Genomic DNA, 21,094 nt, shown 5'->3' on the forward strand with positions numbered 1-21,094 from the left:
CGGGCGGTAGCCGGCGAGGGCGAGGGAGCCCACGGCGGCGAGCGCGAGGGCCGCAGGTGCCGCGCCGTCCGGGGCTGTCGCGACCACCAGGGCGCAGACGACCGCGGCGAGCACGCCGTCCGCCACCCTGCCGCGCCAAGTCACCTGCGCTTGCGGCCTGTTGGGTTCGACGCCATCGGTCGCCACGGCACTCCCCTCCCCCTGCACGCACCCGGAACGCGCACCCTAGACGCCCACACCCCCGCCGCGCGTCATCCGCCCGCACCGATTCTGCGCTACTCCCCTCGGAGTAGTCCCCACCCGGCACCGCCCCGCCCGCACCAGCCGCAGGTCGGTCCGGCCGTACGACGACCGCGGCACCCCTGCGGGGCCAGCATCGAGGTCATCGGCAGGCGCCTGGTCCACCGGACGGAAAGGTGCCGGAGACCGGCGTGACCCGCCAGACGGCGAAGCGTCCGGCACCGGCGCAGACCACCGGACGGTACGACGCCCGACACCGGCGCAATCCGCCAGACCGTACGACGCCCGACCCCCACCCACGGAGGCCCACGATGCCCGGTCCGTTCCGCTACACACAGCCCACTCCGCCCAAGTCGGCCACCGGCCGTACCGCCGAGGTCTACGCCCAGATCGGCGAGGACTTCGGCATGGACAAGCTGGCCACCTTCCAGGTCCTCTCGCCATCCGACGAACTCCTCTCCTCCGCCTGGTCGTTGATGCGCGAGTCCCTGCTCTCGGGCGAGGGCTCGCGCACCGGCAAGGAGCTGGCCGCGCTCGGCGTATCGCAGGCGAACCGCTGCCAGTTCTGCGTGGACGCCCACACGATGCTGCTGCACGCGACCGGGGACCACCGGCTCGCCGAGCAGGTCGCCGCCGACGGCGTGCCCGAGGACGAGGAGTACGCCCGGATCCTGGCCTGGTCGAAGGAGAGCCGCGAGCCCGGCAGGGTGTCGGCTCCGCCGGTGCCGAAGAGCGAACAGCCCTCGTACATCGGCACCGCGCTCGCCTTCCACTTCATCAACCGGATCGCGTCCGCGCTGCTCGCCATCGACCTGTTCCCGGGCGGCGCACAGAAGTACCGGGCCGTGCGCAGCCTCGCCGGCCGCTCCCTGTCGAAGGCCGTGCGGCGCGTCCCCGAGCCGGGGCTCAGCCTCCCGCTGCTCACCCACCATGCCGCCGGACCCACCTGGGCGGCCGGGCAGCCGGTCGGCAACGCGTTCGCCGCGCTGCGGAGCGCCGCCCTGATGGGCGCGGGCCTGCTCGACGAGGACGACCAGAAGGCCGTCGAGGCGCAGGTGGCCCAGTGGAACGGTGAGCATCCACCGGCCGACTGGCCCGGACTGCCCGCCCGTGACGACCGTCCGGGCGCCCGCCTCGCCCTGCTCGCCGCGCTGGCCCCGTACCGCATCACCGACGAGGACGTCGCCGCCTGGCGCACGCCGCAGCACGCCGACCACTGCCTGGTGCACCTGGTCGGCTACGGCGCCTTCCTCGCCGTCGACCGGATCGCGACCGCCTTCGAGACCGCCTTGGAGTCCTGATGACCACCACACACCCGCGGACCGACCCCTGGAACGGTCCGGTCGGCACCCACTGGGCCAACCACCACGAGCGGTACGACGCGATGCTGAACGAGTTCGACGCGGCCCTGTTCGAGGCCGCGGCGATCCGGCCGGCCGACCGTGTCCTCGACATCGGCTGCGGCGCCGGGGCCACCACACGCGCCGCCGCCAGGCTCGCCTCGAAGGGCCGCGCTGTGGGCGTGGACATCTCGGCGCCGCTCCTGGAGCGGGCGCGCGCCGAGCTGCTGCCCAATCTCTGGTACGAGGAGGCGGATGCGCAGACGTACCCGTTCACGGCGGGCGGCTTCGACGTGCTGATCAGCCGGGGCGGCGTGATGTTCTTCGACGATCACCGGGCGGCCTTCGCCAACCTGGCCCGGGCGCTGCGGCCGGGCGGCCGGTTCGCCTTCATCTGTCCGCAGCCGGTGGACGCGCAGAGCGTGGAGGCGCGGGTCTTCGGACGGCTTGCCGAGCTGAGGCCGCAGACGCCGGACCCGGTCGTGATGGCGGCCCACCGCGCGATGGCCTCGCTCTCGGAGCCGGACCGGCTGCGGGAGGTCCTTGCCGACTTCTCGGAGGTCTCGATACGTCCGGTGCACGCCGCCTCCGTCTACGGCAGCGATCCGCAGGACGCGGTGGACTTCGTGCTCTCGCGCGGCGCGCGGGCCGAGGTGTCCGCCGAGGTCCGCTCGGCGATGGCGGAGGTGTTCGAGCCGTATGCGGGTCCGCTCGGGGTGCGGCTGCCGTCGAGCGTGTGGCTGGTGACGGGCGTACGCCCCTGAGGCTGTTCCCGCCTTCGATTCCGACAATTCACCCCAGCTCATGCCAAACAACAGTCAACAACCAGCAGCCGGACGGGACATGAGCCACGTCTCGTCCGGCTCCCCTGTTCCCCACGGCTGCACTTATGGCACTGTCATCCCTCACACCCCCGCTCTCGCGCGGCTGACCCCCGCGTTTCCCCCGCAGGAGGTGGACGCCATGCGTTCGCTGCCACTGCTGCTCGCCGGGCGCCTGCTGCCGGTCGTCGTTCTCGCCACGGCCGGCTGGGCCTGGACGAGCGGCCCGTACGCCCCCGACGACGTCCAGCCGGCCGCCGCCCCCCGACCTCAGGCGAAGCCTGTCGCCAAGTACGACAAGCCGCCCGAGCCCTGTGCCGCGGTCGATGCCGCCGTGGTCAAGAAGCTCGTGCCCGGCGCCAAGACGGCGGGCAAGGAGATAGAGCTCACCGATCCCGACCGGCGCCGTACGTGTTCGTGGAGCGCGCTCAAGAACTTCGACTACCGCTGGCTCGATGTGTCGTACGAGGTCTTCGACTCGCAGAAGTCCGCCGAAGCCGCGTACAAGAAGCACGGCGCGGGCGACGCGCAGCCGCTGGCGGACCTCGGCGACGCCGCCGCGCTCAAGACCGTGCTCACCACCAAGGACAAGCAGCAGACCCGCGAGGCCGTGGTGACGGCCCGCTCGGGCAATGCCCTGGTGACCATCACGTACAACGGCTGCGATTTCGAGTCCCGCAAGGCCCCGACCGCCGCGTCGATACAGGAGGGCGCGGAGGCCGCGGCCCGCGCGGCGGTGGAGCAGCTCACCGCGGGGGCCTGAGGTCCGCATTCCGTACCCGAGCTGTGCTGTGCTGTGCTGTGCTGTCAGTACAGCGTGCCCATCGCCTGCCGGACCTCCGTGAGCGTGGTCTCGGCGACGGCCGTGGCGCGCTCGTTGCCCTGGCGCAGGACCTTGCGGAGATACGTACGGTCGGCCGCGTAGTCGGCGCGGCGGGCGCGCAGCGGGGCCATGAAGGTGTTGACCGCCTCCGTGACGCGGCGCTTGAGCGCGGCCGCCCCGCCGTCGCCGATCTCCTCGGCGACCGCCCGCGGGTCCCCGCCCTCGCACAGGGCGGCGAGCAGCACCAGGCTGGACACCTCGGGGCGGTGGTCCGGGTCGTACGTGATGTGCCGTTCGGCATCCGTCCTCGCGCCCTTGATCAGCTTCGCCGTCTCGTCGGCGGTGGCGCTCAGTGAGATCGCGTTGCCCCGGGACTTGCTCATCTTGGTGCCGTCGGTGCCGAGCAGCAGCGGAGCCTCGGAGAGCAGGGCGTCCGGTACCGGGAACACCGGCCCGTACCGCTCGTCGAACCGCCGCGCGACCGTCCGCGTGACCTCCAGATGCGGCAGCTGGTCCTGTCCGACCGGCACCAGGTTCGCCTTGCAGAACAGGATGTCCGCCGCCTGGTGCACGGGGTACGTGAACATCAGCCCGCTCACCGCCGACTGGCGGGAATGGGCGATCTCGTCCTTGACGGTGGGGTTGCGCTGCAGTTCGGCCACGGACACCAAGGACAGGAACGGCAGCAGCAGTTGGTTGAGCGCGGGGATCGCGCTGTGCGTGAAGACCGTGGAGCGTTCGGGGTCGATCCCGATGGCCAGGTAGTCGAGGATCAGCTCCTCGACGATCTCGGCCTGGCGCTCGGCGACGTCGCGGTCGGTGAGCACCTGGTAGTCGGCGACCAGGACGAAGGTCTCGACGCCGGCGTCCTGGAGTCTGACGCGGTTGCGGAGGGTGCCGAAGTAGTGGCCGAGGTGGAGCGGGCCGGTGGGCCGGTCGCCGGTGAGCACCCGGAAGCGTCCGGGGTCGCGGCGGATCTGCTCCTCGAGCTCGGCGCTGCGGCGCCGGGCGACGGAGATGCTGTCGGTGGTGAGGCTGGTGCCGGTGATGGTGTCGGTCTGCACGGTGTCGGTCTGCATGGTGTCTCCTGCCGCGAGTGAGTGGGTGTCCGGGCCGGAACGGGCCGAGGGGTCCACTGCGAGCAGGGGCCGGGCCGTCCGTGTGGCACGGCCCGGGGTGTGTCTGGTCAGTGGCCGCTCCTAGAGGGAGCGCCACCAGCGCAGACAGCACGTGATCGACATGGGTTCAGGGTACGGGAGGGGGTGCCGGGGGCGCATCCGTCTTTCGGCCGGGTGCGGGGTGCGGTCTCGTTGCCGGGTGTGGGTGCGTGGCGCCTGCGGCGGGCTGATTTCCCCTGCCCGCCCCTTCCCGAAACCGGGGCTCCGCCCCGGACCCCGCATCCGCACTTCGTGCGGATCTCCTCAAACGCCGGAGGGGCTGAAGGATCTCCTCAAGCGCCGCAGAGGCTGAAAGATCTGTGGGTTTATGATCACCGCCAACCTGTCGACCCGGGGGGATCCCATGCAGCCGAAGGCCGAGACCGTAGGTGCCGTGAACCGACTCACGCGGCGGTGGGCCGAAGCGCTGCCCGGGGCGGAGGCGACCGTGTTCTCCGCGCCCAGTCTGTGGCCGTTGCTCGCGCTGCTCGCGGATCCCGCCGCCGGGCCCGCACGGGAGGAGCTGGAGGAGGCGGTCGGGGTACGGGCCGACCGTGCGATACGGATGGCGCACGATCTGCTCGACGCCTTCGCCTCGATACGCGGGACACGCACCGCGCTGGGTTTCTGGACCGCCGAGGAGCTTCCGCTGCATCCGGAGTGGACACTGCGGCTGCCCACCGGATTGACCGGCCGCCTTGACAAGGATCCCGCGGTCAGCCAGAAGCGGCTCGACGCGTGGACGGCCAGGCACACCGACGGTCTGATCCCTTCGATGCCCGTACGGGTGGATGATTCGACCCAACTCGTGCTCGCGGGCGCCCAGTTGGTCCGTACGCGCTGGCTGCGTCCGTTCACCGAGACGTTGCTGTGGCCGCAGGAAGGACCCTGGCGTGACCGCCCGCTGCTCGGCCTGCACCGGACTTCTTCCCTGCTCGACCGCCTGTCCGTCGCCGAGACCTCGTCCGGACCGCTCACGGTCCTCAGGGTCCTCGGCAGCACCGGAGTCGATGTGCATCTGCTGCTCGGGCCCGAGGAGTGGACACCGTCCGAGGTCCTGTCGCAGGGCATCGACTCGCTGCACGGCGACGCGGTCACCGGGGACCGTCTGCCGCTGGGCGAACCCGGGCCCGGAGTGTCGGTCACCGACGAGCGCAGTTTCCGCCCGGACCGGCCCCAGCTCCATGTCACCACCAGCCCGTTCCGTATCGGGGCGCAGCACGATCTGATGGCGCAGGCCGCGCTGTACGGCCTGGTCACCGCCTCCGACGGGAGCAGCGGTCACTTCCCCGGGATCGGACCGCGCCCGCTGGCGGTCCAGGAGGCGGCGCAGTCGGCCCTCGCCGTCTTCGACGCCAAGGGCTTCGAGTCCGCGGCCGTCTCGGTCGTCATGGCCGCGCCCGGCTCCGCACCGCCGCAGCCGCGGTACACGGTGCGCCGCCTCACGGCCCGCTTCGACCGGCCCTTCGGCTTCCTCACTGTGCACCGCACGTCCCGGCTGGTCCTCACGGCCGGCTGGGTCGCCGACCCGACTCCGTACCCCGACAAGGGCCGCCGCTAAGGCGTGAAGTACGGGTCGGCCGCGATCGCCGCGAACGCTCGCTGGGCCACGCCGCCGTCCGGCACCGTCACCCGCCAGTGCGCGTCCGCGTCGGTGCCGTCGCGGTGGAAGTAGACCAGGGCCTTGAGGCCCGGGAAGGACTCCTTGACGGCGGTGTGCGCCGCGCCCAGCCACGCCGCCTGCACCGGGTTCGTGTCCGCCCGGTGCACGCCCGTCTCACCGACGATGAACGGCTTCCCGTACGAGAGGGCGAACGCGTGCGCCGCGTCGAACATCGACGTGAACGGCCGGTAGTCATACGCCGGTTCCTGCGGACGCGGCCGGGCGTACCCGTCCGCGCCGATCCAGTCGACGTACGCCGAACCCGGGTAGAACGGCTCCGCCTTGGCCGTCTCGCGAAACGCCCGCCACGTCGGGCACCACACGAACGCGACCTGCGGCGCGGGAGCAGCGAACCGCCCGTGCACGTACTGCCACACGTCCTTGAAAAGCCCGGTGTCGGTGTACCGGAGGTCGAACTCCCAGGTGAAGCGCATCAGCAGCGGGGCTCCGAGCGCGCCGAGCGCCCGCGCCTGGTCGTCGATCCAGGTGTCGTGGGTGCCGGCGAGGATCGCCCGCAGGCGCGCGGTGTCACCGGCCGCCCACGACAGCATCGGGATACGGCCCGCCGCGATGTCGGTGCGCATCCGCGCGAGGGGCGGGGACGCGTCGTACATCTGGAAGCAGTGGTTGATGCCGAGCGTGTGCCCGATCTTCGATTCGAGCGGCTCGGGTGCCGAGACCCCGGAGTCGTCACCGATGTAGTTGTACGCGCCGAAGTGCGCGCCCGAGGCCGGGATCAGGGACGCTGCCGACAATGCCGAGGCCTGTGCCGGGGCGGCGCCGAGCATCGGCGCCGCGGACACCGCGAGGGCGCCCAGGCCGAAGGCGCGGCGGGAGAGGCCGCTCGTCGTCCGCCCGCGGTTCATCGTCCGCCCCCGATCGCGATGAGCGTGAACTCCGGTTCGGGCACGAGGCGTTGGGTCCGCGCATCGGTGACCGCCGCGCCCCACTGGGTGAACTCCGGTGTCTTGTCCCGGTATCCACGGTTCCCGCGCAGGGTGATGCGCCGGCTGTCGCGGACGCTCATCGCGTACGGGTGCGGGCCGAGGACTGTCGCGACGCGGAAGAAGACGGAGTTGGCGAAGAGCAGATCGCGGCAGCGGTCGAGCTCGACGGCCTGGGAGCGCCAGCCGTGGATGTGGTCCTCGGTCTGCAGTCCGAGGAAGTCCCAGTTCGCCACGGAGCGCAGGACCACCTCGCGCAGTTCGTGATGCTCGACCGACAGCTCGTACAGGCGCGCGGGTACGGCGGTGTCCTCCACCAGGAAGCCGTTGTCGGACCAGCCGTTGGCGCTCCAGATGTTGGCGAAGGTGCCGCCTCCGCCGCGCACCTGAATGCTGTGCTTGTGGCGGCCGCGGTAGGTGTAGCCGGGGTTGCCGGTCTCGGCTGCGCCGTCGGGGTGCCACTTCACGAACTGCGTGGTGATGTCGGCCAGTTGGGAGCCGGGCCCTGAGCGCCACAGCAGGCTCACGGCGCCCGGGGTCTGCTCGGCGGTGTCGAGTCCGAGGCCGCTGACGTGGTTGCGTCCGCCGTACGGGGTGGAGAGCAGGGCGCGCGGCCGGTCGGGGTCGCTGAAGTCCGGGTGGGCGTCCACCGTGCGCAGCCAGGTCTGGCGCGGGTGCAGTCCGATCAGGCGGGAGCGGGCGCGCAAGGTGAGGGTGCCGCTCAGGTGGTACCGGCCGATGGGGACGAAGACCGTGTCGTGGCGGTCGACGGCGGCCTGGAAGACCGCGAGGTCGTCGGCGCCCTGACCGATCGCGCGCCCCATCCGTGCGGCCACCTCGGCGACGCTCACCCAGTCCTCGACGGGCGGGGGCGGGGTGGCATCGGTGCGGAGCGTCGCGCGGATGCGGTCGCCCGTGACACCTCTCGTATGCGCGAGATACACGCCGTCGCGCCGCGACTCGTCCGTGCTCAGCGCGTTCTCGATGCGCAGGCCGTAGGTGAGTTCGCGGACGATTCCGCTGCCGGGACCGCTGGTGCGGGTGCCGCTCTGCGCGCGCAGGAGCAGGGTCTCGGTGGCGTTGGTCGTGCAGTTGAGGAGCGTGAGCTGGTTGCCGAGGCGGATCAGGTCGTTCTCCGCGCCGGGGATCGAGGTGCTGTCGTTGAGCACCGCCACCGCGTCGGTGACCGCGTCGAAGTGCGAGTTCTCGACGTAGAGGTGCTGCCACTGGCCGGGGAAGGACGCGAAGCCGCGCGGGGTGCGGGCGATCACCGCTCGTACGACGGTGAGTTTGGCGTCGTTGAACATCGTGACCGCGGCCCTGCGCTGCCCCTCGAAACGGCAGTCGAGCAGCGTGGTCTGCCAGCCCGCCGACGCGGCGTACGCCTGGAAGCCGACCTCGCCGCCGAAGACCCGTACGCGCTGGATGAGGTTGGCGTTGTGGTCGATGCCCGCGAGGCCCTCGCCGACCTCGATGTCCAGGTCCTGCAGGATGCACAGCTGCGCGCCGCCGAAGCGGACACCCATCGCGTCCGGGTTGCCGGGTTCGATGCGCAGATCGAGGTTGATCAGGGCCGAGCCGAAGGTGTCGTTGTTGGCGTACGAGACGGGCCCGCCGACCGGCCGGCGCAGGAAGCCGAACATCTCGCGCGGGGTGCCGTCGGCGTAGCCGGGGGTGTGCGCGCCGAGGACGAACAGCGGGCGCCTCGCGCCGTATCCGATCACCCGCACCGAGTCGGGCACGGTCACCCGCGAGGTCAGCCGGTAGGTGCCCGCGGGGACGAGGACGACTCCGCCGCCGTCGCCCTCGGGGAAGTCGCGGGCGCCGAGCAGGATGTCGCCGAGCCCGTTGGCCTGGCCGCGCCGGGAGGCCTCGTCGAGTGCGGCCTGCACGGCGGCGGTGTCATCGCCGACGCCGTCCGCGTGCACCTCGAAGCCGGGGCCGCCGAGCAGGACGGCGGTCGGGTCCGGGGGACGGCTTGTATGGATCGAGCGGTACGCGACGGGGTCGTGGTAACGCGTTCCCGCCGCGGTCGGGGGCTGCGGCAGCAGCGGTACGGCGGCGGCACCGGCGCCGAGCGCCACGAAGCCGCGTCTGGACAGGCTGCGGTGGTCCGGGGGCATGCGGAACTCCCTCTACTGTGCGGGTAGTTGGGATGACACGAAGGAAGGCGCCGCGGAAGGTTCCGCGGTGATCAGGGTGCGGCGGCCACGGTCTCCCCCGGCTGCGGGGAGCAGGGCAGGAGCCGGTGGCGCTCGGCCGCCCGGCCGTCGATCAGTTCGGTGAGCAGCGCGAGGGCCCCTTCGCCCATCTCCTCGCGCGGGATACGGAATCCGGTCCAGCTCAGATCGCTGTGCAGCGGCAGTTCGGGCTGTCCGAGCACGGCGAGCGAGAGATCGTGCGGAACGTCGAGTCCTCGGCGCCCGGCCGCGGCACGGAGTTCCTCGGCACGGTGGCTCTCGGCGAGGAGCAGGCCGGTGAGCCGGTTGTCGTGCGCGAGGTCGACGATCTCGTCCGGGGTGAGTTCGGCGGGGTCGATGGTCAGGGGGCGCAGCCCGGCTTCCCGTACCGCGGTGCGATAGCCGTCGAGCCGGTCCTGGTGCGCCTCGCGGCCGCCCGGGGCGCCGACGAAGCCGATGCGCCGATGGCCGTGCCCGAGGAAGACCCGTACGACGTCTGCCGTGGCCCGGACGTAGTCGGCGCCGACGAACGCGAGGTCCGCCCCGCCGGGCAGTTCCCGGCGGCCGACGAACACGAACGGGAAGCCGTCCTCGCTCAGGCGCGCCAGCTCGGCCTTGTCCTCACCGCGACCGAGCAGCACACAGCCGTCGGTGACCGCGAGCCGTGCGCGGCCCTGTCCGGTGAGGCCCCGGCGGCCGTCCCGCACCGGGGCGCTGGTGAACAGCAGCAGGTCACAGGCGCGCCGTTCGGCCTCGGCCTCCACCCCGCGCAGGAACGGGAAGTAGAAGTCGGCGCTCGTGGAGGGGAAGACGGGTTCGTACGTGAAGACGCCCACGATCTGGTTGCGGCCCCGTGCCAGGCGCTGGGCGAGCGGGTTCGCGGCGTATCCGGTACGGGTGATCGCGTCGAGGACTCGGCGGCGGGTGGCGTCGCCCACCCGGTCGTACTCGGCGTTCAGGACAAGCGAGACGGTTGCCTGACTCACCCCTGCCAACCGGGCCACGTCGGCCTGAGTCACCCGTGCGGTCATCGGTGCACCTCCCCCGCCCATCGCGTTGTTATGCGCATAACGAACCGTTCCGGACCGGCTGTCCGTCAAGGCCGTCTGGGCAGGGATGCTCATCGCTGCGGAGTGAGGGTGTCAAGGGTTGCGCAGTCGTTATCCGTATTACCGAAAGGCGTCACCGTGGCCGAAATACCGTCGCGGCCTGGGCACTTGCCCTGCGTGACACCGCGGCAGCCCCCGGTGATCGCCCGCTAATCCGTATTACTCCTGCTGCAACACCCTTGACGCGGCGCGTGATCCGCACCTAGCTTCCTCGGCATCTGCTCCAAGCAATACGTATTAGCCACTCTACGTGAGGGGTTTCCTTCCCATGCCTCAGGCTCCCGGCCGGCTCACCCAGCGCGATATCGCACGGCTCGCGGGTGTCAGCCAGACCACGGTGTCGCTGGTGCTCAACAACCGGCCCGACGCGGCACGTATCGCGCCCGAAACCCGGGAGCGTGTACTGCGGGTGATCCGCGAGACCGGTTACGCGGCGGACCCGCTGGCGCGCCGGATGCTCCAGCAGCTCAACCAGATCCTCGGTGTCTTCACCTACGAGCCGGTGTTCCCTTCCACGAGCGCCGACTTCTACTACCCGTTCCTGCGCGGGATCGAGGAGAGCGCCGAGCTGAGCGGCTGCGATCTGCTCCTGTTCACCAGCGCTCCGGTGCAGGACGGGATCCGGCGGATCTTCCACGAGAACAACCGCCTGAGGGTCGCCGACGGCTGCGTCCTGCTCGGCCGGGCGATCCCGTCCGCGGAGCTCAGCCGCCTGGTCACGGAGGACTATCCGTTCGTCTGTGTCGGGCGGCGTGACGACGCGGACGGGCTGCCGGTGCCGTACGTCGGCGCCGACTATGTGGCCGCGACCGCCGAACAGGTGGACCGGGCCCGCGCGTTGGGGCACGAGCGGTTCGCGTTCGTCGGTCCCGGCGCCGTGGCCGAGTCCTCGGCGGACCGCCTCGAGGGCTTCCGCAGGGCGGCCGGCGAGGACGCGCTGCAGGTCGGTGTCGAGCTTCCGGACCCGGTCGACCGTCTTGAGCGGATCCTCGCGGCGGGCGCCACCGCGGTGCTCGTCGACTTCCTGTCCGACGCGGTCGAGCTGACCGAGGCGGCACGCAGCCGCGGTCTGCGTATCCCCGACGACCTGTCGGTGATCGCGCTCGGCGATCCCACCACCCCGGTCGACGCCCCGCTGGACTACACGGGCTTCACCATCCCCCGCCAGGAGATGGGCCGCCAGGCCGTCGACCTCCTGACGGAGATGCTGCACGGCCAGGCGACGGTCACCCAGCGGCTGCTTGCCTGCCGGCCGGTCGAGGGCGAGACGCTCGCGCCACCGCCGCGCCACTGACGCCCGTACCGGCACCAGCACCAGCACCAGCACCAGCACCAGCACCAGCACGCAAGAACCGCACCGAACAAGCACAAGTTCCTTCCGCACAAAGGAGACCCATGCAAGCGGACGTCCTCGTCATAGGCGGCGGTACCGGCGGTGTCGCGGCGGCGCTCGGCGCGCTGCGGGCCGGCCGGAGCGTGCTGCTCACCGAGGAGTACGACTGGCTCGGCGGGCAGCTCACCAGCCAGGCCGTGCCTCCGGACGAGCACACCTGGATCGAGCAGTTCGGCGCGACCGCCTCGTATCGCGCCCTTCGGGAAGGCGTCCGCGACTACTACCGGCGCCACTACCCGCTCACGGAGGCGGCCCGTGCCCGCCGGGACCTCAACCCCGGTGCTGGCCATGTCAGCCGGCTGTGCCACGAGCCGCGCGTATCGGTCGCCGTGATCGACGCGATGCTCGCGCCGTACCGCGGTTCGGGCCGGCTGACCGTCCTTCAGCCGTACCGGCCGGTCGCCGCCGAGACGGACGGCGACCGGGTCACCTCGGTCACCGTCGAGCACCGCGACACCGGCGAGCGGCTCACCCTCACCGGGTCCTATGTCCTGGACGCCACCGAGACCGGCGAACTGTTGCCGCTCACCGGCACGGAGTACGTCACCGGGTTCGAGGCACAGTCCGACACCGGGGAGCCCAGCGCACCGGACGAGGCGCAGCCGCTCAACATGCAGGCCGTGTCGTACTGCTTCGCACTCGACCACGTCGACGGCGACCACACGATCGACAAGCCGGCCTCGTACGACTTCTGGCGCGCGTACGAACCCTCCTTCTGGGGCGCGCCGCTGCTCTCCTTCCGGGCGCCGCACCCGCGCACCCTGGACGTCGTCGAGCGCGGCTTCACCCCGAACCCGGGGGACGATCCGCTGTCCGTGATCGCCGACCAGCGGGTCAGCGGCGGCGATATGAACCTGTGGACGTTCCGGCGGATCGCGGCCCGCGAGATGTTCACGCCGGGTGCGTACGCGAGTGACATCACGCTCGTCAACTGGCCGATGATCGACTATCTGGAGGGTCCGGCCATCGATGTGCCGGACGCCGCACAGCACTTGGCGCGGGCCAAGGAGCTCTCGTTCAGCATGCTGTACTGGATGCAGACCGAGGCCCCGCGCGCCGACGGCGGCACCGGCTTCCCTGGCCTCAGGCTGCGCGGCGACGTCACCGGTTCCACGGACGGTCTCGCGCAGGCCCCGTACCACCGCGAATCGCGCCGTATCCAGGCCGAGTACACCGTCGTCGAACAGGATCTCTCCCTGGACGTGCGCGGCGGCAAGGGGGCCGTGAACTACGGCGACTCCGTCGGCATCGGGATGTACCGCATCGACCTGCACCCCTCGACCGGCGGCGACAACTACATCGACGTGCCGTCCAGCCCGTTCGAGATCCCGCTCGGCTCGCTGATCCCGCAGCGCATGGAGAACCTGCTGCCGGCTTCCAAGAACCTCGGCACCACCCACATCACCAACGGCTGCTACCGGCTGCACCCCGTCGAGTGGAACATCGGCGAGGCCGCAGGTCTGCTCGCGGCCCACTGCGTCGAGCACGGGCTCAGCCCGCGTGCCGTGCGCAACTCCCCCGAACGGCTCGAGACCTTCCAGCGTCTGCTCACTTCACATGGCGTGGAGCTGCGCTGGCCCGACATCAGCGGCTACTGATCAGGAGCACCCCTCATGCGTAAGCAGACCCGCATCTCGCTCGTCGCACTCGCCGCCAGTTCGGTCCTGGCGCTCACGGCGTGCGGCGGTGGATCCGACACCGCGTCGGACGGTCCCGTGAATCTGCGGATGACCGTCTGGTCCGGCAGCCCCGAGCACATGAAGCTGCTCAACGGGATCGCCGACGAGTACCGCAAGGCGAACCCGGACGTGAAGTCCATCAAGTTCGACGTGCTGCCCCTGGAGAACTACACGACGACCCTCACCACGCAGATAGCCGGCGGCAAGTCCCCCGACCTGGCGTGGATCTTCGAGAACTCGTCGGCCGACTTCGTCTCCTCGGGCGCGCTCGCCGAAGTGAAGGTCGACGACGAGAAGGACATCCTGCCGTCCGCCAAGAAGATCTGGGAGCAGGACGGCAAGCTGTACGCCTACCCGTTCTCCACCTCGCCGTTCGGTGTGTTCGTCAATACGGACATGCTGAAGGAGGCCGGGCAGCCCACGCCGGCCGAGCTCATCGCGCAGGGCAAGTGGAACTGGGACGAGGTCTCCAAGCTCGGCGGCGCGGTGCACGACAAGACCGGCAAGACCGGCATGGTCATCCGCGACTTCGACTACAAGACGTGGGACAACCTCGCCCAGTACTGGGGCGGCTGGGGTGCCGAGGCCTGGTCCGAGGACGGAAAGACCTGCGGCTTCGACAAGCCCGAGATGGTCGAGGCGATGACCTCGCTGCACAAGGCGATCTTCGAGGACGAGTCGATGCTGGCCCCCGGCACCTCCGCCGACTTCTTCGCCGGTGAGTCCGCGATGACCGTCACGCAGATGAGCCGTGCCTCGCTCCTCGAGGACAAGTTCAAGTGGGACTTCGTACCGCTGCCCGAGGGCCCCAAGGGCGAGTACGACGTCATCGGACAGGCCGGTATCGCACGCCTCGCGCAGAGCAAGCACGCGAAGGAGGCCGACGGCTTCCTGGCCTTCATGACCAACAAGGAGAACTCGGCCAAGCTCGGCGCGTACTTCCCGCAGGCCCGCAGCTCCCAGCTGGACGCCGCCACCCTCGCCAAGTCGAACCCGAAGCTCAGCGAGAAGCAGCTGTCGGACGTGGTGATCGACGGGATCGAGAAGGGCAAGGTCAAGCCGGTCCACAGCGGACAGGCGGAGATCGGCGACGCGGTGCGCGGCGCTCTGGACCCGCTGTGGAAGAAGGACGCGGACGTGCAGAAGGTCCTTCAGGGCGTCTGCACCGCGATCAAGCCTCTGCTGGAGCAGTGACCTGCCCATGAAGACCCTTGAACGACCCCGCACCTCCGCCGCCGGCAAGTCCGGCGGCGGGGAGGGCGGCCGGCCCCGGGCCGAGCGGCCGTTCTGGACCGCCCGGCGCCGGGATCAGCTGGCCGGCTATCTCTTCATCGCACCGCAGCTGATCGGCTCCGTACTGTTCGTGCTCATCCCGCTCGGCCTGGTCGTCTGGTACAGCTTCCACGAGTGGAACGTCCTTGCCGGCACCTTCCATTCGGTGGGCGGGGACAACTACCAGAAGCTGCTCGACGACCCGAAGCTGCCCGGCGTCCTGAAGTCCACGGCGCTCTTCTCCATCGGGCTCGTCGTCCTCAACCTGACGCTGGCCCTGGCGCTCGCGGTGCTGCTCAACCAGAAACTGCGCGGCAGCGTGGTCTTCCGCACCCTGTTCTTCTCCCCGGTGGTCGTCTCGCTCGTCGCCTGGACGATCGTGTGGGGCTTCCTGCTCCAGAAGAACGGCGGCATCAACGCGGGCCTCGACATGATCGGCGTCGAAGGACCCAACTGGCTGCGCAGCGAAGGCACTTCGATGGCCTCGGTGATCGTCGTGCAGGTCTTCAAGAACGTCGGCCTGAACATGGTGCTCTTCCTGGCCGCGCTGCAGGGCGTACCGAAGGAGCTCTACGAGGCGGCCACGATGGACGGCGCCGGGCGCTGGCGGCAGTTCTGGAAGATCACGATGCCGATGATCAGCCCGACGGTGCTGCTCACCTCGATCATCACAGTGGTCGGCTCACTCCAGGTGTTCGCCCAGATCGCGGTGCTCACGCAGGGCGGACCCAACAGCTCGACGACGGTCCTCGTCTACTACCTGTACCAACAGGCCTTCAAGTTCCATCACTTCGGATACGGCGCCACGCTCTCGGTCCTGCTCTTCGTGATCGTGCTCGTGCTGACCGTGATCCAGTGGCAGATGCGCAAGAAGTGGGTCTTCCATGAGTCGTAAGCTCTCGCCCCGCGCCAAGCTCGTGCTCTACGGGGTGCTGCTTGTCCTCTGCGTCCCGTTCGTCTTCCCGACCTGGTGGATGGCCAGCTCCTCGCTGAAGCCGGTGAGCGAGGTCTTCGCCTTCCCGCCGTCGCTGCTGCCGGGCAACCCCACGGCCTCCGCGTACGAGAAGGTCTTCGAGCTGCAGCCGTTCGGTCAGCAGTACTTCAACAGCATGTACATCGCGGTGGCGGTGACGCTCGGCACGCTGATCGTGTCGTCGATGGCGGGCTACGCCTTCGCGCGGATCCGCTTCCGCGGCCAGAACGTCCTCTTCCTGGTCGTCCTGACCGGTCTGCTGATCCCCAGCGAGGTCACGATCGTCCCGCTGTTCCAGATGTTCAACAACTGGGGCATGATCGACACCCATTGGCCGCTGGTCCTCGTGCCGATCCTCGGCGCGCCCAGCGTGCTCGCGACCTTCATCATGCGGCAGTTCTTCATCGCGCTGCCGGGTGAGCTGGAGGAGGCCGCGCGGATGGACGGCCTCGGCCGGTTCGCCATCTACTGGCGGATCGCGATGCCGCTGGCCCGACCCGCACTGGCCGCGGTGGCGATCTTCACCTTCCTGCACAGCTGGAATCTGTATCTCGAACCGATCGTCTATCTGACGACTCCGGAGATGTTCACGCTCCCGCAGGCGCTGACGCAGTACGTGGACGCGTACGGCGGCCCGATGTGGAACGTGCAGCTCGCGGCGGCCTCACTGACCGCCTTCCCGGTGCTCGCGGTGTTCGTGTTCGCGCAGCGGCAGTTCGTGGAAGGTCTGGCGCACACAGGGCTGAAGTGACGGCGTTTGCCGACGGGCTGAGTGACGGGGGCCCTGAGACACCGGCGCGCATCGCTGTGGGGGCGGTGCGCGCCGGTTCCTGCCACTCGGGCCGTACGGGCTGTACGAGTCAGCTGCGGCTCAGCGCCTGGGCGCCGGCGTACCGGGCCGAGTCGCCCAACTCCTCCTCGATCCGGATGAGCTGGTTGTACTTCGCCGTACGGTCCGAGCGGGACAGCGAGCCCGTCTTGATCTGTCCGCAGCCCGTCGCCACCGCCAGGTCCGCGATGGTGGTGTCCTCCGTCTCGCCGGAACGGTGCGACATGACGACCGTGTAGCCGGCGCGGTGCGCGGTACGGACCGTGGCCAGGGCCTCGGAGAGCGTGCCGATCTGGTTGACCTTCACCAGGATCGAGTTGCCCACGCCGGTGCGGATGCCGTCGCGCAGCAGCGTCTCGTTCGTACAGAACACATCGTCGCCGGTGAGCTGGCAGCGGTCGCCCACCTGAGCCGTCAGCTCACGCCAGCCGTCGAGATCGTCCTCGGCCATCGGGTCCTCGATGGAGACGACGGGGTACGCGTCGATCAACTTCGCCAGATACGCGGCGTGTTCGGCCGGTGAGCGCCGTACGCCCTCGCCCGCGTAGTCGTACACACCGTCCTTGAAGAACTCCGAGGACGCCGGGTCCATCACCAGACCGATGTCCGCGCCCGGCCGGTAGCCCGCCCGCTCGATCGCGCGGACCACGAAGTCGAGCGCCTCTTCGGCGGTACGCAGGGACGGGGCGAATCCGCCCTCGTCCCCCACACCCGTGGCGTGGCCGGCCGTGAGCAGGTCGCGGCGCAGGGTGTGGAAGACCTCCGAGCCGATCCGTACGGCGTCGGCGAAGGTCTCCGCGCCCACCGGGGCGATCATGAACTCCTGGAAGTCCAGCGGATTGTCGGCGTGCGCACCGCCGTTGACGATGTTCATCATCGGCAGCGGGAGCAGGTGGGCGTCGGCCCCGCCGAGGTAGCGGTAGAGCGGCAGCCGGTGGGCCGCCGCGGCGGCCGTGGCGGTGGCGAGGGAGACACCGAGCAGGGCGTTGGCGCCGAGCCGGGACTTGTCCGCGCTGCCGTCGAGGGCGACAAGGGCGGCGTCGAGGCCGGACTGGTCCTCGGCGGCGCGGCCCCGCACGGCGTCCGCGATCTCGCCGTTGACGTGGGCCACGGCCCCGGCGACGCCCTTTCCGTGCCAGCGCAGCGGGTCGCCGTCGCGCAGTTCCACGGCTTCGCGTGCGCCGGTGGACGCGCCGGAGGGGACCGCGGCACGGCCCAGCGAGCCGTCCTCCAGGGTGACGTCCACTTCGACGGTGGGATTGCCGCGGCTGTCGATGATCTGGCGGGCGGTGACGGCGGCGATGGCGGTGCGGATGGCTATGGACGGCATGGGGTTCATGGCGCGGAGGGCCCTTCCCGTTGTCGGTTGCCTCGACCTGCTTCGTTGCGACGACGGTGGCGCGGGGTCGGGCTGACGCTCGAAACTGTACAGCATTGCTGCGCAGTTTTGCTGAGCAGTTTCGCTGTGCAGTTGTGCTGTGCAGTTGTGCTGTGCAGCTCAGCTGCGCAGTTCGGCTGCTGGGTTAAGCTGGGGCATGCCCACCCCGGAATCCGCCGCCCTCGCGGCTGAGCTGCGCACCGTGATGGGCAAGCTCGCGCGGCGCGTGAAGCACGAGGACCAGCTCCCCGTCGGCCAGGTGGCCGTGCTCGGTGCCCTCGACCGCGACGGCGCGATGACCACCAGCGACCTGGCCGCCGACCAGCGCGTGCGGCCGCAGTCCATGGCGCGCGCCGTGGGGCTGCTTCTGGAGCAGGGGCACATCACACGCAGGGCGCACCCCACCGACAAGCGCAAGACGCTGGTGGAGCTGACCGCCACGGGGCGGGCCGCCCTCGAGGCGGAACGGGGTCGCAGGGCCGGCTGGCTGGCTCAGGCCATCGAGGGCGAACTCTCCCCGGAGGAACGGGAGTCGCTGGCCCACACCGTGGCTTTTCTGAACCGTCTCGCCGCCCGCTGAATCGGGTCTTCCGGCTGCTCTCTGCTGACCGCTGCCCTCTGACTGCCGACTGCTGACCGCTGCCCTCTTACTGCCGACAGCTGGCTGCTGGCTGCTGGCTGCTGGCTGCTGGCTGCTGAGGCGATCAGTCCTGGTCCACCTGCACCAGATACCCGACGAACTGGGACTCCCCGCTGTCGCGCACCCACTTCTCCGCCTCGTGCACCTCCGTGAGCGTCCCGCTCCCCGGCACCGCATGCCCCGTCCCGTCCTGCGCCCGCTCGTAACGGCAGTGCACGTACTGGATTCCGGTCACCGTTCCGGTCGCCCGGTGCGTCGTCTCCGGGTCCACGTCGCCGTGGTGCTCCTCCGCGGCGTCCACCTGCTCGGCGGCCGGTGAACCGAGCACACGGGCAAGCCAGTTGCGGTCCGGCTCGCGCACCGCCCAGTCGACCCGCTCCCCGATGGAGAAGGGCGTGCCGCAGCATTCCATCTGCCAGCTGTCCATCCAGACCGTCATCGCACCCATGGGACGTGTCTATCAGCGCGACGGCGCCCGCCGTGTGCGACGGCGCACCGCCGCACTCGGAAATCCGGTGGCCCGGCGGCCCGCGGGCGAGAAGAATTCCGGGGCATGACCTCGCTGCCCCTGCTCACCCACTGGCCGCTCGCGAGCCTGCGGCTGACCACGCCGCAGCTCGAGCTGCGCCTGCCGGACCTGGACGAGCTCGCCGCGCTCGGCTCGCTGGCCGCCGACGGTGTGCACGACCCGGCGGTGCAGCCCTTCACCGTGCCCTGGACCGACGCCGAGCCCGCGCAGCGCGCCCGCGACGTGCTGCAGTACCACTGGCGCTGCTGGGGTGTATGGCAGCCGGAGGACTGGGTGTTGAACCTCGTGGTGCTGCACGGCGGCATCGTCGTCGGTACGCAGGGCATCAGCGCCCGGGACTTCGCGGTGTGCCGCGAGGTGAGCACGGGCTCCTGGCTGGGCAGGGCCCACCAAGGCCGGGGCCTGGGAACGGAGATGCGCGCAGCCGTTCTCCATCTGGCCTTCGCGGGACTCGGCGCCCTGCACGCCGTCTCGGGCGCGCACGACCACAACACGGCCTCGCTGACGGTCTCCCGCAAGCTCGGCTACCGCGACGACGGCGTGGAGCGCCATGCCGTACGCGGAGCAGCCGCCGTGGTGTACCGCCTCCGCCTGACGGCCGAGCAGTGGCAGGAGACGCAGCAGGTGCCGGTCGAAGTGGAGGGGCTCGCGGCCTGCCTCCCGTCGTTCGGTGCCACAAGCCACGACAGCGGCGGGCAGGACCGCACCGCCTAGGATCCGGTCATGCCGGCAACCGCATCCCTGGCCATCGCCCAACGCTCCCTCGGCGACCCGGACATCCGCTACCCGCTGTGGCCCCCGCTGCTCAAAGGCTGCCCGCGCACCAGCTCGGACGCCATGTCGTACCCGGTGGAGGTGGAGTACGACCACACGCGCGTCCCGGCGGGCTTCTTGTCCGGAACCGGCTCCGGAACCGGCTCCCGTGCCGGAGCGGGCCTGGACCGCTGGAGCGCGCTGCTGCCCCCGCTGCTCGCGCCCACGCTCGGCGAGGGCGGGACTCCGCTGATCGACATCGGCGGCGGCGTGTACGTCAAGGACGAGTCCCGCAACCCCACGTGGAGCCACAAGGACCGCCTGAACCGCTGCACCGTGAGCGCCGCGCTCGGCGTGGACGCACCCGGGATCGTGGTGGCCTCGTCCGGCAACCACGGCGCGTCCGCGGCGGCCTATGCGGTCCGCGCGGGTCTGCGCTGCGTGGTGCTCGGGTCGGCCGAACTGCCGCCCGCGGTCGCCTCGTTCCTGACCGCGTACGGCGCGGTCGTGCTGCCCGTACCGGTCGAGCGCCGCTGGCCGCTGACCGAGCGCATCGTGGAGCGCTTCGGGTTCTTCCCGGTCAGCAACCTCACGCCATTCCACACCGGCAGCTCCTTCGGGCCCGAGGGGTACAAGACCGTCGCGTACGAGATCGCCGCCGAAGTCGGCGTACCGGGCGCCGTGTTCGTGCCGACCGGCTACGGCGAGCTGCTCTTCGGTATCGGGAAGGGCTTCGCCGAGCTCCGGGAGCTCGGCCTGACCGACCGGGTCCCGCCGCTGTACAGCTGCGAGCCGGCGGCGGGCGGACCGCTGGCCACAGCGGTCCGGCGCAAGGTGCCGGGCGTCCAGGTACCGGTCGGCGCGACGGACGCGTACGGCATCGACTGCCCGGTGAACAGCTACCGCGGCGTGCTGGCCCTGGAACGCAGCGGCGGCCGTCCGCTCCTCGTGGACGACACACAACTCCGCGCGGCTCAGGAGGAACTGGCCGGACAGGGCCTGTGGTCGGAGCTCTCGGCGGCAGCGGGCCTCGCGGGACTGCGCTCCGCGGCGCCCCAGGTCGAGGGCCCGGTGGTGTGTGTGACCACGTCGAGCGGGTTCAAGGACATCGGAGTGGGCGGCCGCACGCTCGCCCCGGTCGATCCGGCCTGGGACTCGGTCCTCGACCGGCTGTCCGCGGCGGGCATCGAATCGGCCTGAACTTCCTTACGAAGGTGGATCGGCCTGATCTGCCGTTCGGAGGCGGCCGGCCTGATCTGCCGTACGGGCGGACCGGCCTGTCTGCCGTCCGGAGGCGGCCGGCCACCGCGCACACCGTCATGCCGGGACCGGCCCGGGCCGCAGCTCGTCCAGGACGGCCCGTACCGCCGC

At 70.7% G+C, this 21,094-nt stretch carries 19 protein-coding genes; 12 read left to right on the forward strand and 7 right to left on the reverse strand.

Annotation, left to right across the window (positions count from 1 at the left end; all coding sequences use genetic code 11):
* Nucleotides 1-186 (reverse strand): hypothetical protein (locus ABT367_RS33540; RefSeq protein WP_352257051.1); only part of this gene is annotated, 186 nt, incomplete at its 3' end.
* 365 nt (nt 187-551) lie between these two features.
* On the opposite strand from ABT367_RS33540, the gene ABT367_RS33545 reads away from it, so the two are divergent.
* The 3 genes from ABT367_RS33545 (at nt 552) to ABT367_RS33555 (ending at nt 3,164) form a co-directional block, all read left to right on the forward strand.
* Nucleotides 552-1,541, forward strand: a complete 990-nt coding sequence (locus ABT367_RS33545; protein WP_352257052.1) for a carboxymuconolactone decarboxylase family protein — start codon at nt 552-554, stop codon at nt 1,539-1,541.
* Nucleotides 1,541-2,344, forward strand: a complete 804-nt coding sequence (locus tag ABT367_RS33550) for a class I SAM-dependent methyltransferase (protein ID WP_352257053.1) — start codon at nt 1,541-1,543, stop codon at nt 2,342-2,344. Before ABT367_RS33545 ends, ABT367_RS33550 begins: the two co-directional genes overlap by 1 nt.
* Nucleotides 2,345-2,543: 199 nt before the next feature.
* The gene (locus ABT367_RS33555; protein WP_352257054.1) at nt 2,544-3,164 is read left to right on the forward strand and encodes a hypothetical protein; all 621 of its coding nucleotides are present in this window, start codon (nt 2,544-2,546) and stop codon (nt 3,162-3,164) included.
* 44 nt (nt 3,165-3,208) lie between these two features.
* On the opposite strand, the gene trpS is transcribed toward ABT367_RS33555, so the two are convergent.
* A complete protein-coding gene (gene trpS, locus ABT367_RS33560) occupies nt 3,209-4,303 on the reverse strand; it encodes a tryptophan--tRNA ligase (protein WP_352257055.1) in 1,095 nt (364 codons plus the stop codon).
* A gap of 472 nt (nt 4,304-4,775) precedes the next feature.
* Between trpS and ABT367_RS33565 the strand changes: the two genes are divergently transcribed.
* Complete coding sequence (locus ABT367_RS33565) at nt 4,776-5,942, forward strand: serpin family protein (RefSeq protein ID WP_352257056.1); 1,167 nt, start codon at nt 4,776-4,778, stop codon at nt 5,940-5,942.
* Here the strand turns inward: ABT367_RS33565 and ABT367_RS33570 are convergent.
* From ABT367_RS33570 to ABT367_RS33580, 3 genes are all read right to left on the reverse strand, one after another.
* The gene (locus ABT367_RS33570; protein ID WP_352257057.1) at nt 5,939-6,910 is read right to left on the reverse strand and encodes a glycoside hydrolase family 26 protein; all 972 of its coding nucleotides are present in this window, start codon (nt 6,908-6,910) and stop codon (nt 5,939-5,941) included. The genes ABT367_RS33565 and ABT367_RS33570 overlap by 4 nt on opposite strands.
* The gene (locus ABT367_RS33575) at nt 6,907-9,111 is read right to left on the reverse strand and encodes a glycosyl hydrolase family 28-related protein (RefSeq protein WP_352257058.1); all 2,205 of its coding nucleotides are present in this window, start codon (nt 9,109-9,111) and stop codon (nt 6,907-6,909) included. Before ABT367_RS33575 ends, ABT367_RS33570 begins: the two co-directional genes overlap by 4 nt.
* A 71-nt stretch (nt 9,112-9,182) precedes the next feature.
* Nucleotides 9,183-10,199 (reverse strand): LacI family DNA-binding transcriptional regulator, encoded by a 1,017-nt coding sequence (locus ABT367_RS33580; RefSeq protein ID WP_352257059.1) that lies wholly within the window; start codon nt 10,197-10,199, stop codon nt 9,183-9,185.
* 346 nt (nt 10,200-10,545) lie between these two features.
* On the opposite strand from ABT367_RS33580, the gene ABT367_RS33585 reads away from it, so the two are divergent.
* The 5 genes from ABT367_RS33585 (at nt 10,546) to ABT367_RS33605 (ending at nt 16,345) form a co-directional block, all read left to right on the forward strand.
* Nucleotides 10,546-11,571 (forward strand): LacI family DNA-binding transcriptional regulator, encoded by a 1,026-nt coding sequence (locus ABT367_RS33585; RefSeq protein WP_352257060.1) that lies wholly within the window; start codon nt 10,546-10,548, stop codon nt 11,569-11,571.
* A gap of 101 nt (nt 11,572-11,672) precedes the next feature.
* Nucleotides 11,673-13,268 carry an FAD-dependent oxidoreductase gene (locus ABT367_RS33590; RefSeq protein WP_352257061.1) on the forward strand — a complete coding sequence of 532 codons (1,596 nt, stop codon included), beginning with the start codon at nt 11,673-11,675 and terminating at the stop codon, nt 13,266-13,268.
* Between the two features lie 15 nt (nt 13,269-13,283).
* Complete coding sequence (locus tag ABT367_RS33595; protein WP_352257062.1) at nt 13,284-14,543, forward strand: ABC transporter substrate-binding protein; 1,260 nt, start codon at nt 13,284-13,286, stop codon at nt 14,541-14,543.
* Between the two features lie 7 nt (nt 14,544-14,550).
* On the forward strand, nt 14,551-15,516 hold the full coding sequence (locus ABT367_RS33600; protein ID WP_352257063.1) for a carbohydrate ABC transporter permease: 966 nt from the start codon (nt 14,551-14,553) through the stop codon (nt 15,514-15,516).
* Nucleotides 15,506-16,345: a carbohydrate ABC transporter permease gene (locus ABT367_RS33605; protein ID WP_352257064.1), complete on the forward strand. Its 840-nt coding sequence runs from the start codon at nt 15,506-15,508 to the stop codon at nt 16,343-16,345. The genes ABT367_RS33600 and ABT367_RS33605 overlap by 11 nt, the downstream gene beginning before the upstream one ends.
* A 109-nt stretch (nt 16,346-16,454) precedes the next feature.
* Here the strand turns inward: ABT367_RS33605 and eno are convergent, their stop codons facing one another.
* Nucleotides 16,455-17,753 carry a phosphopyruvate hydratase gene (gene eno / locus ABT367_RS33610; RefSeq protein ID WP_352257065.1) on the reverse strand — a complete coding sequence of 433 codons (1,299 nt, stop codon included), beginning with the start codon at nt 17,751-17,753 and terminating at the stop codon, nt 16,455-16,457.
* 205 nt (nt 17,754-17,958) lie between these two features.
* Here eno and ABT367_RS33615 point away from each other — a divergent pair, with 205 nt between their 5' ends.
* Nucleotides 17,959-18,381, forward strand: a complete 423-nt coding sequence (locus tag ABT367_RS33615) for a MarR family winged helix-turn-helix transcriptional regulator (protein WP_352257066.1) — start codon at nt 17,959-17,961, stop codon at nt 18,379-18,381.
* A gap of 124 nt (nt 18,382-18,505) precedes the next feature.
* Here the strand turns inward: ABT367_RS33615 and ABT367_RS33620 are convergent, their stop codons facing one another.
* Nucleotides 18,506-18,889 carry a DUF6578 domain-containing protein gene (locus tag ABT367_RS33620; RefSeq protein ID WP_352257067.1) on the reverse strand — a complete coding sequence of 128 codons (384 nt, stop codon included), beginning with the start codon at nt 18,887-18,889 and terminating at the stop codon, nt 18,506-18,508.
* 105 nt (nt 18,890-18,994) lie between these two features.
* Between ABT367_RS33620 and ABT367_RS33625 the strand changes: the two genes are divergently transcribed.
* Nucleotides 18,995-19,684: a GNAT family N-acetyltransferase gene (locus tag ABT367_RS33625; RefSeq protein ID WP_352257068.1), complete on the forward strand. Its 690-nt coding sequence runs from the start codon at nt 18,995-18,997 to the stop codon at nt 19,682-19,684.
* A gap of 9 nt (nt 19,685-19,693) precedes the next feature.
* A complete protein-coding gene (locus tag ABT367_RS33630; protein ID WP_352257069.1) occupies nt 19,694-20,923 on the forward strand; it encodes a threonine synthase in 1,230 nt (409 codons plus the stop codon).
* Nucleotides 20,924-21,094: the final 171 nt, after the last annotated feature.

The sequence above is a fragment of the Streptomyces mesophilus genome (assembly GCF_040300965.1).
Classification (GTDB): Bacteria; Actinomycetota; Actinomycetes; order Streptomycetales; family Streptomycetaceae; genus Streptomyces; species Streptomyces mesophilus_A.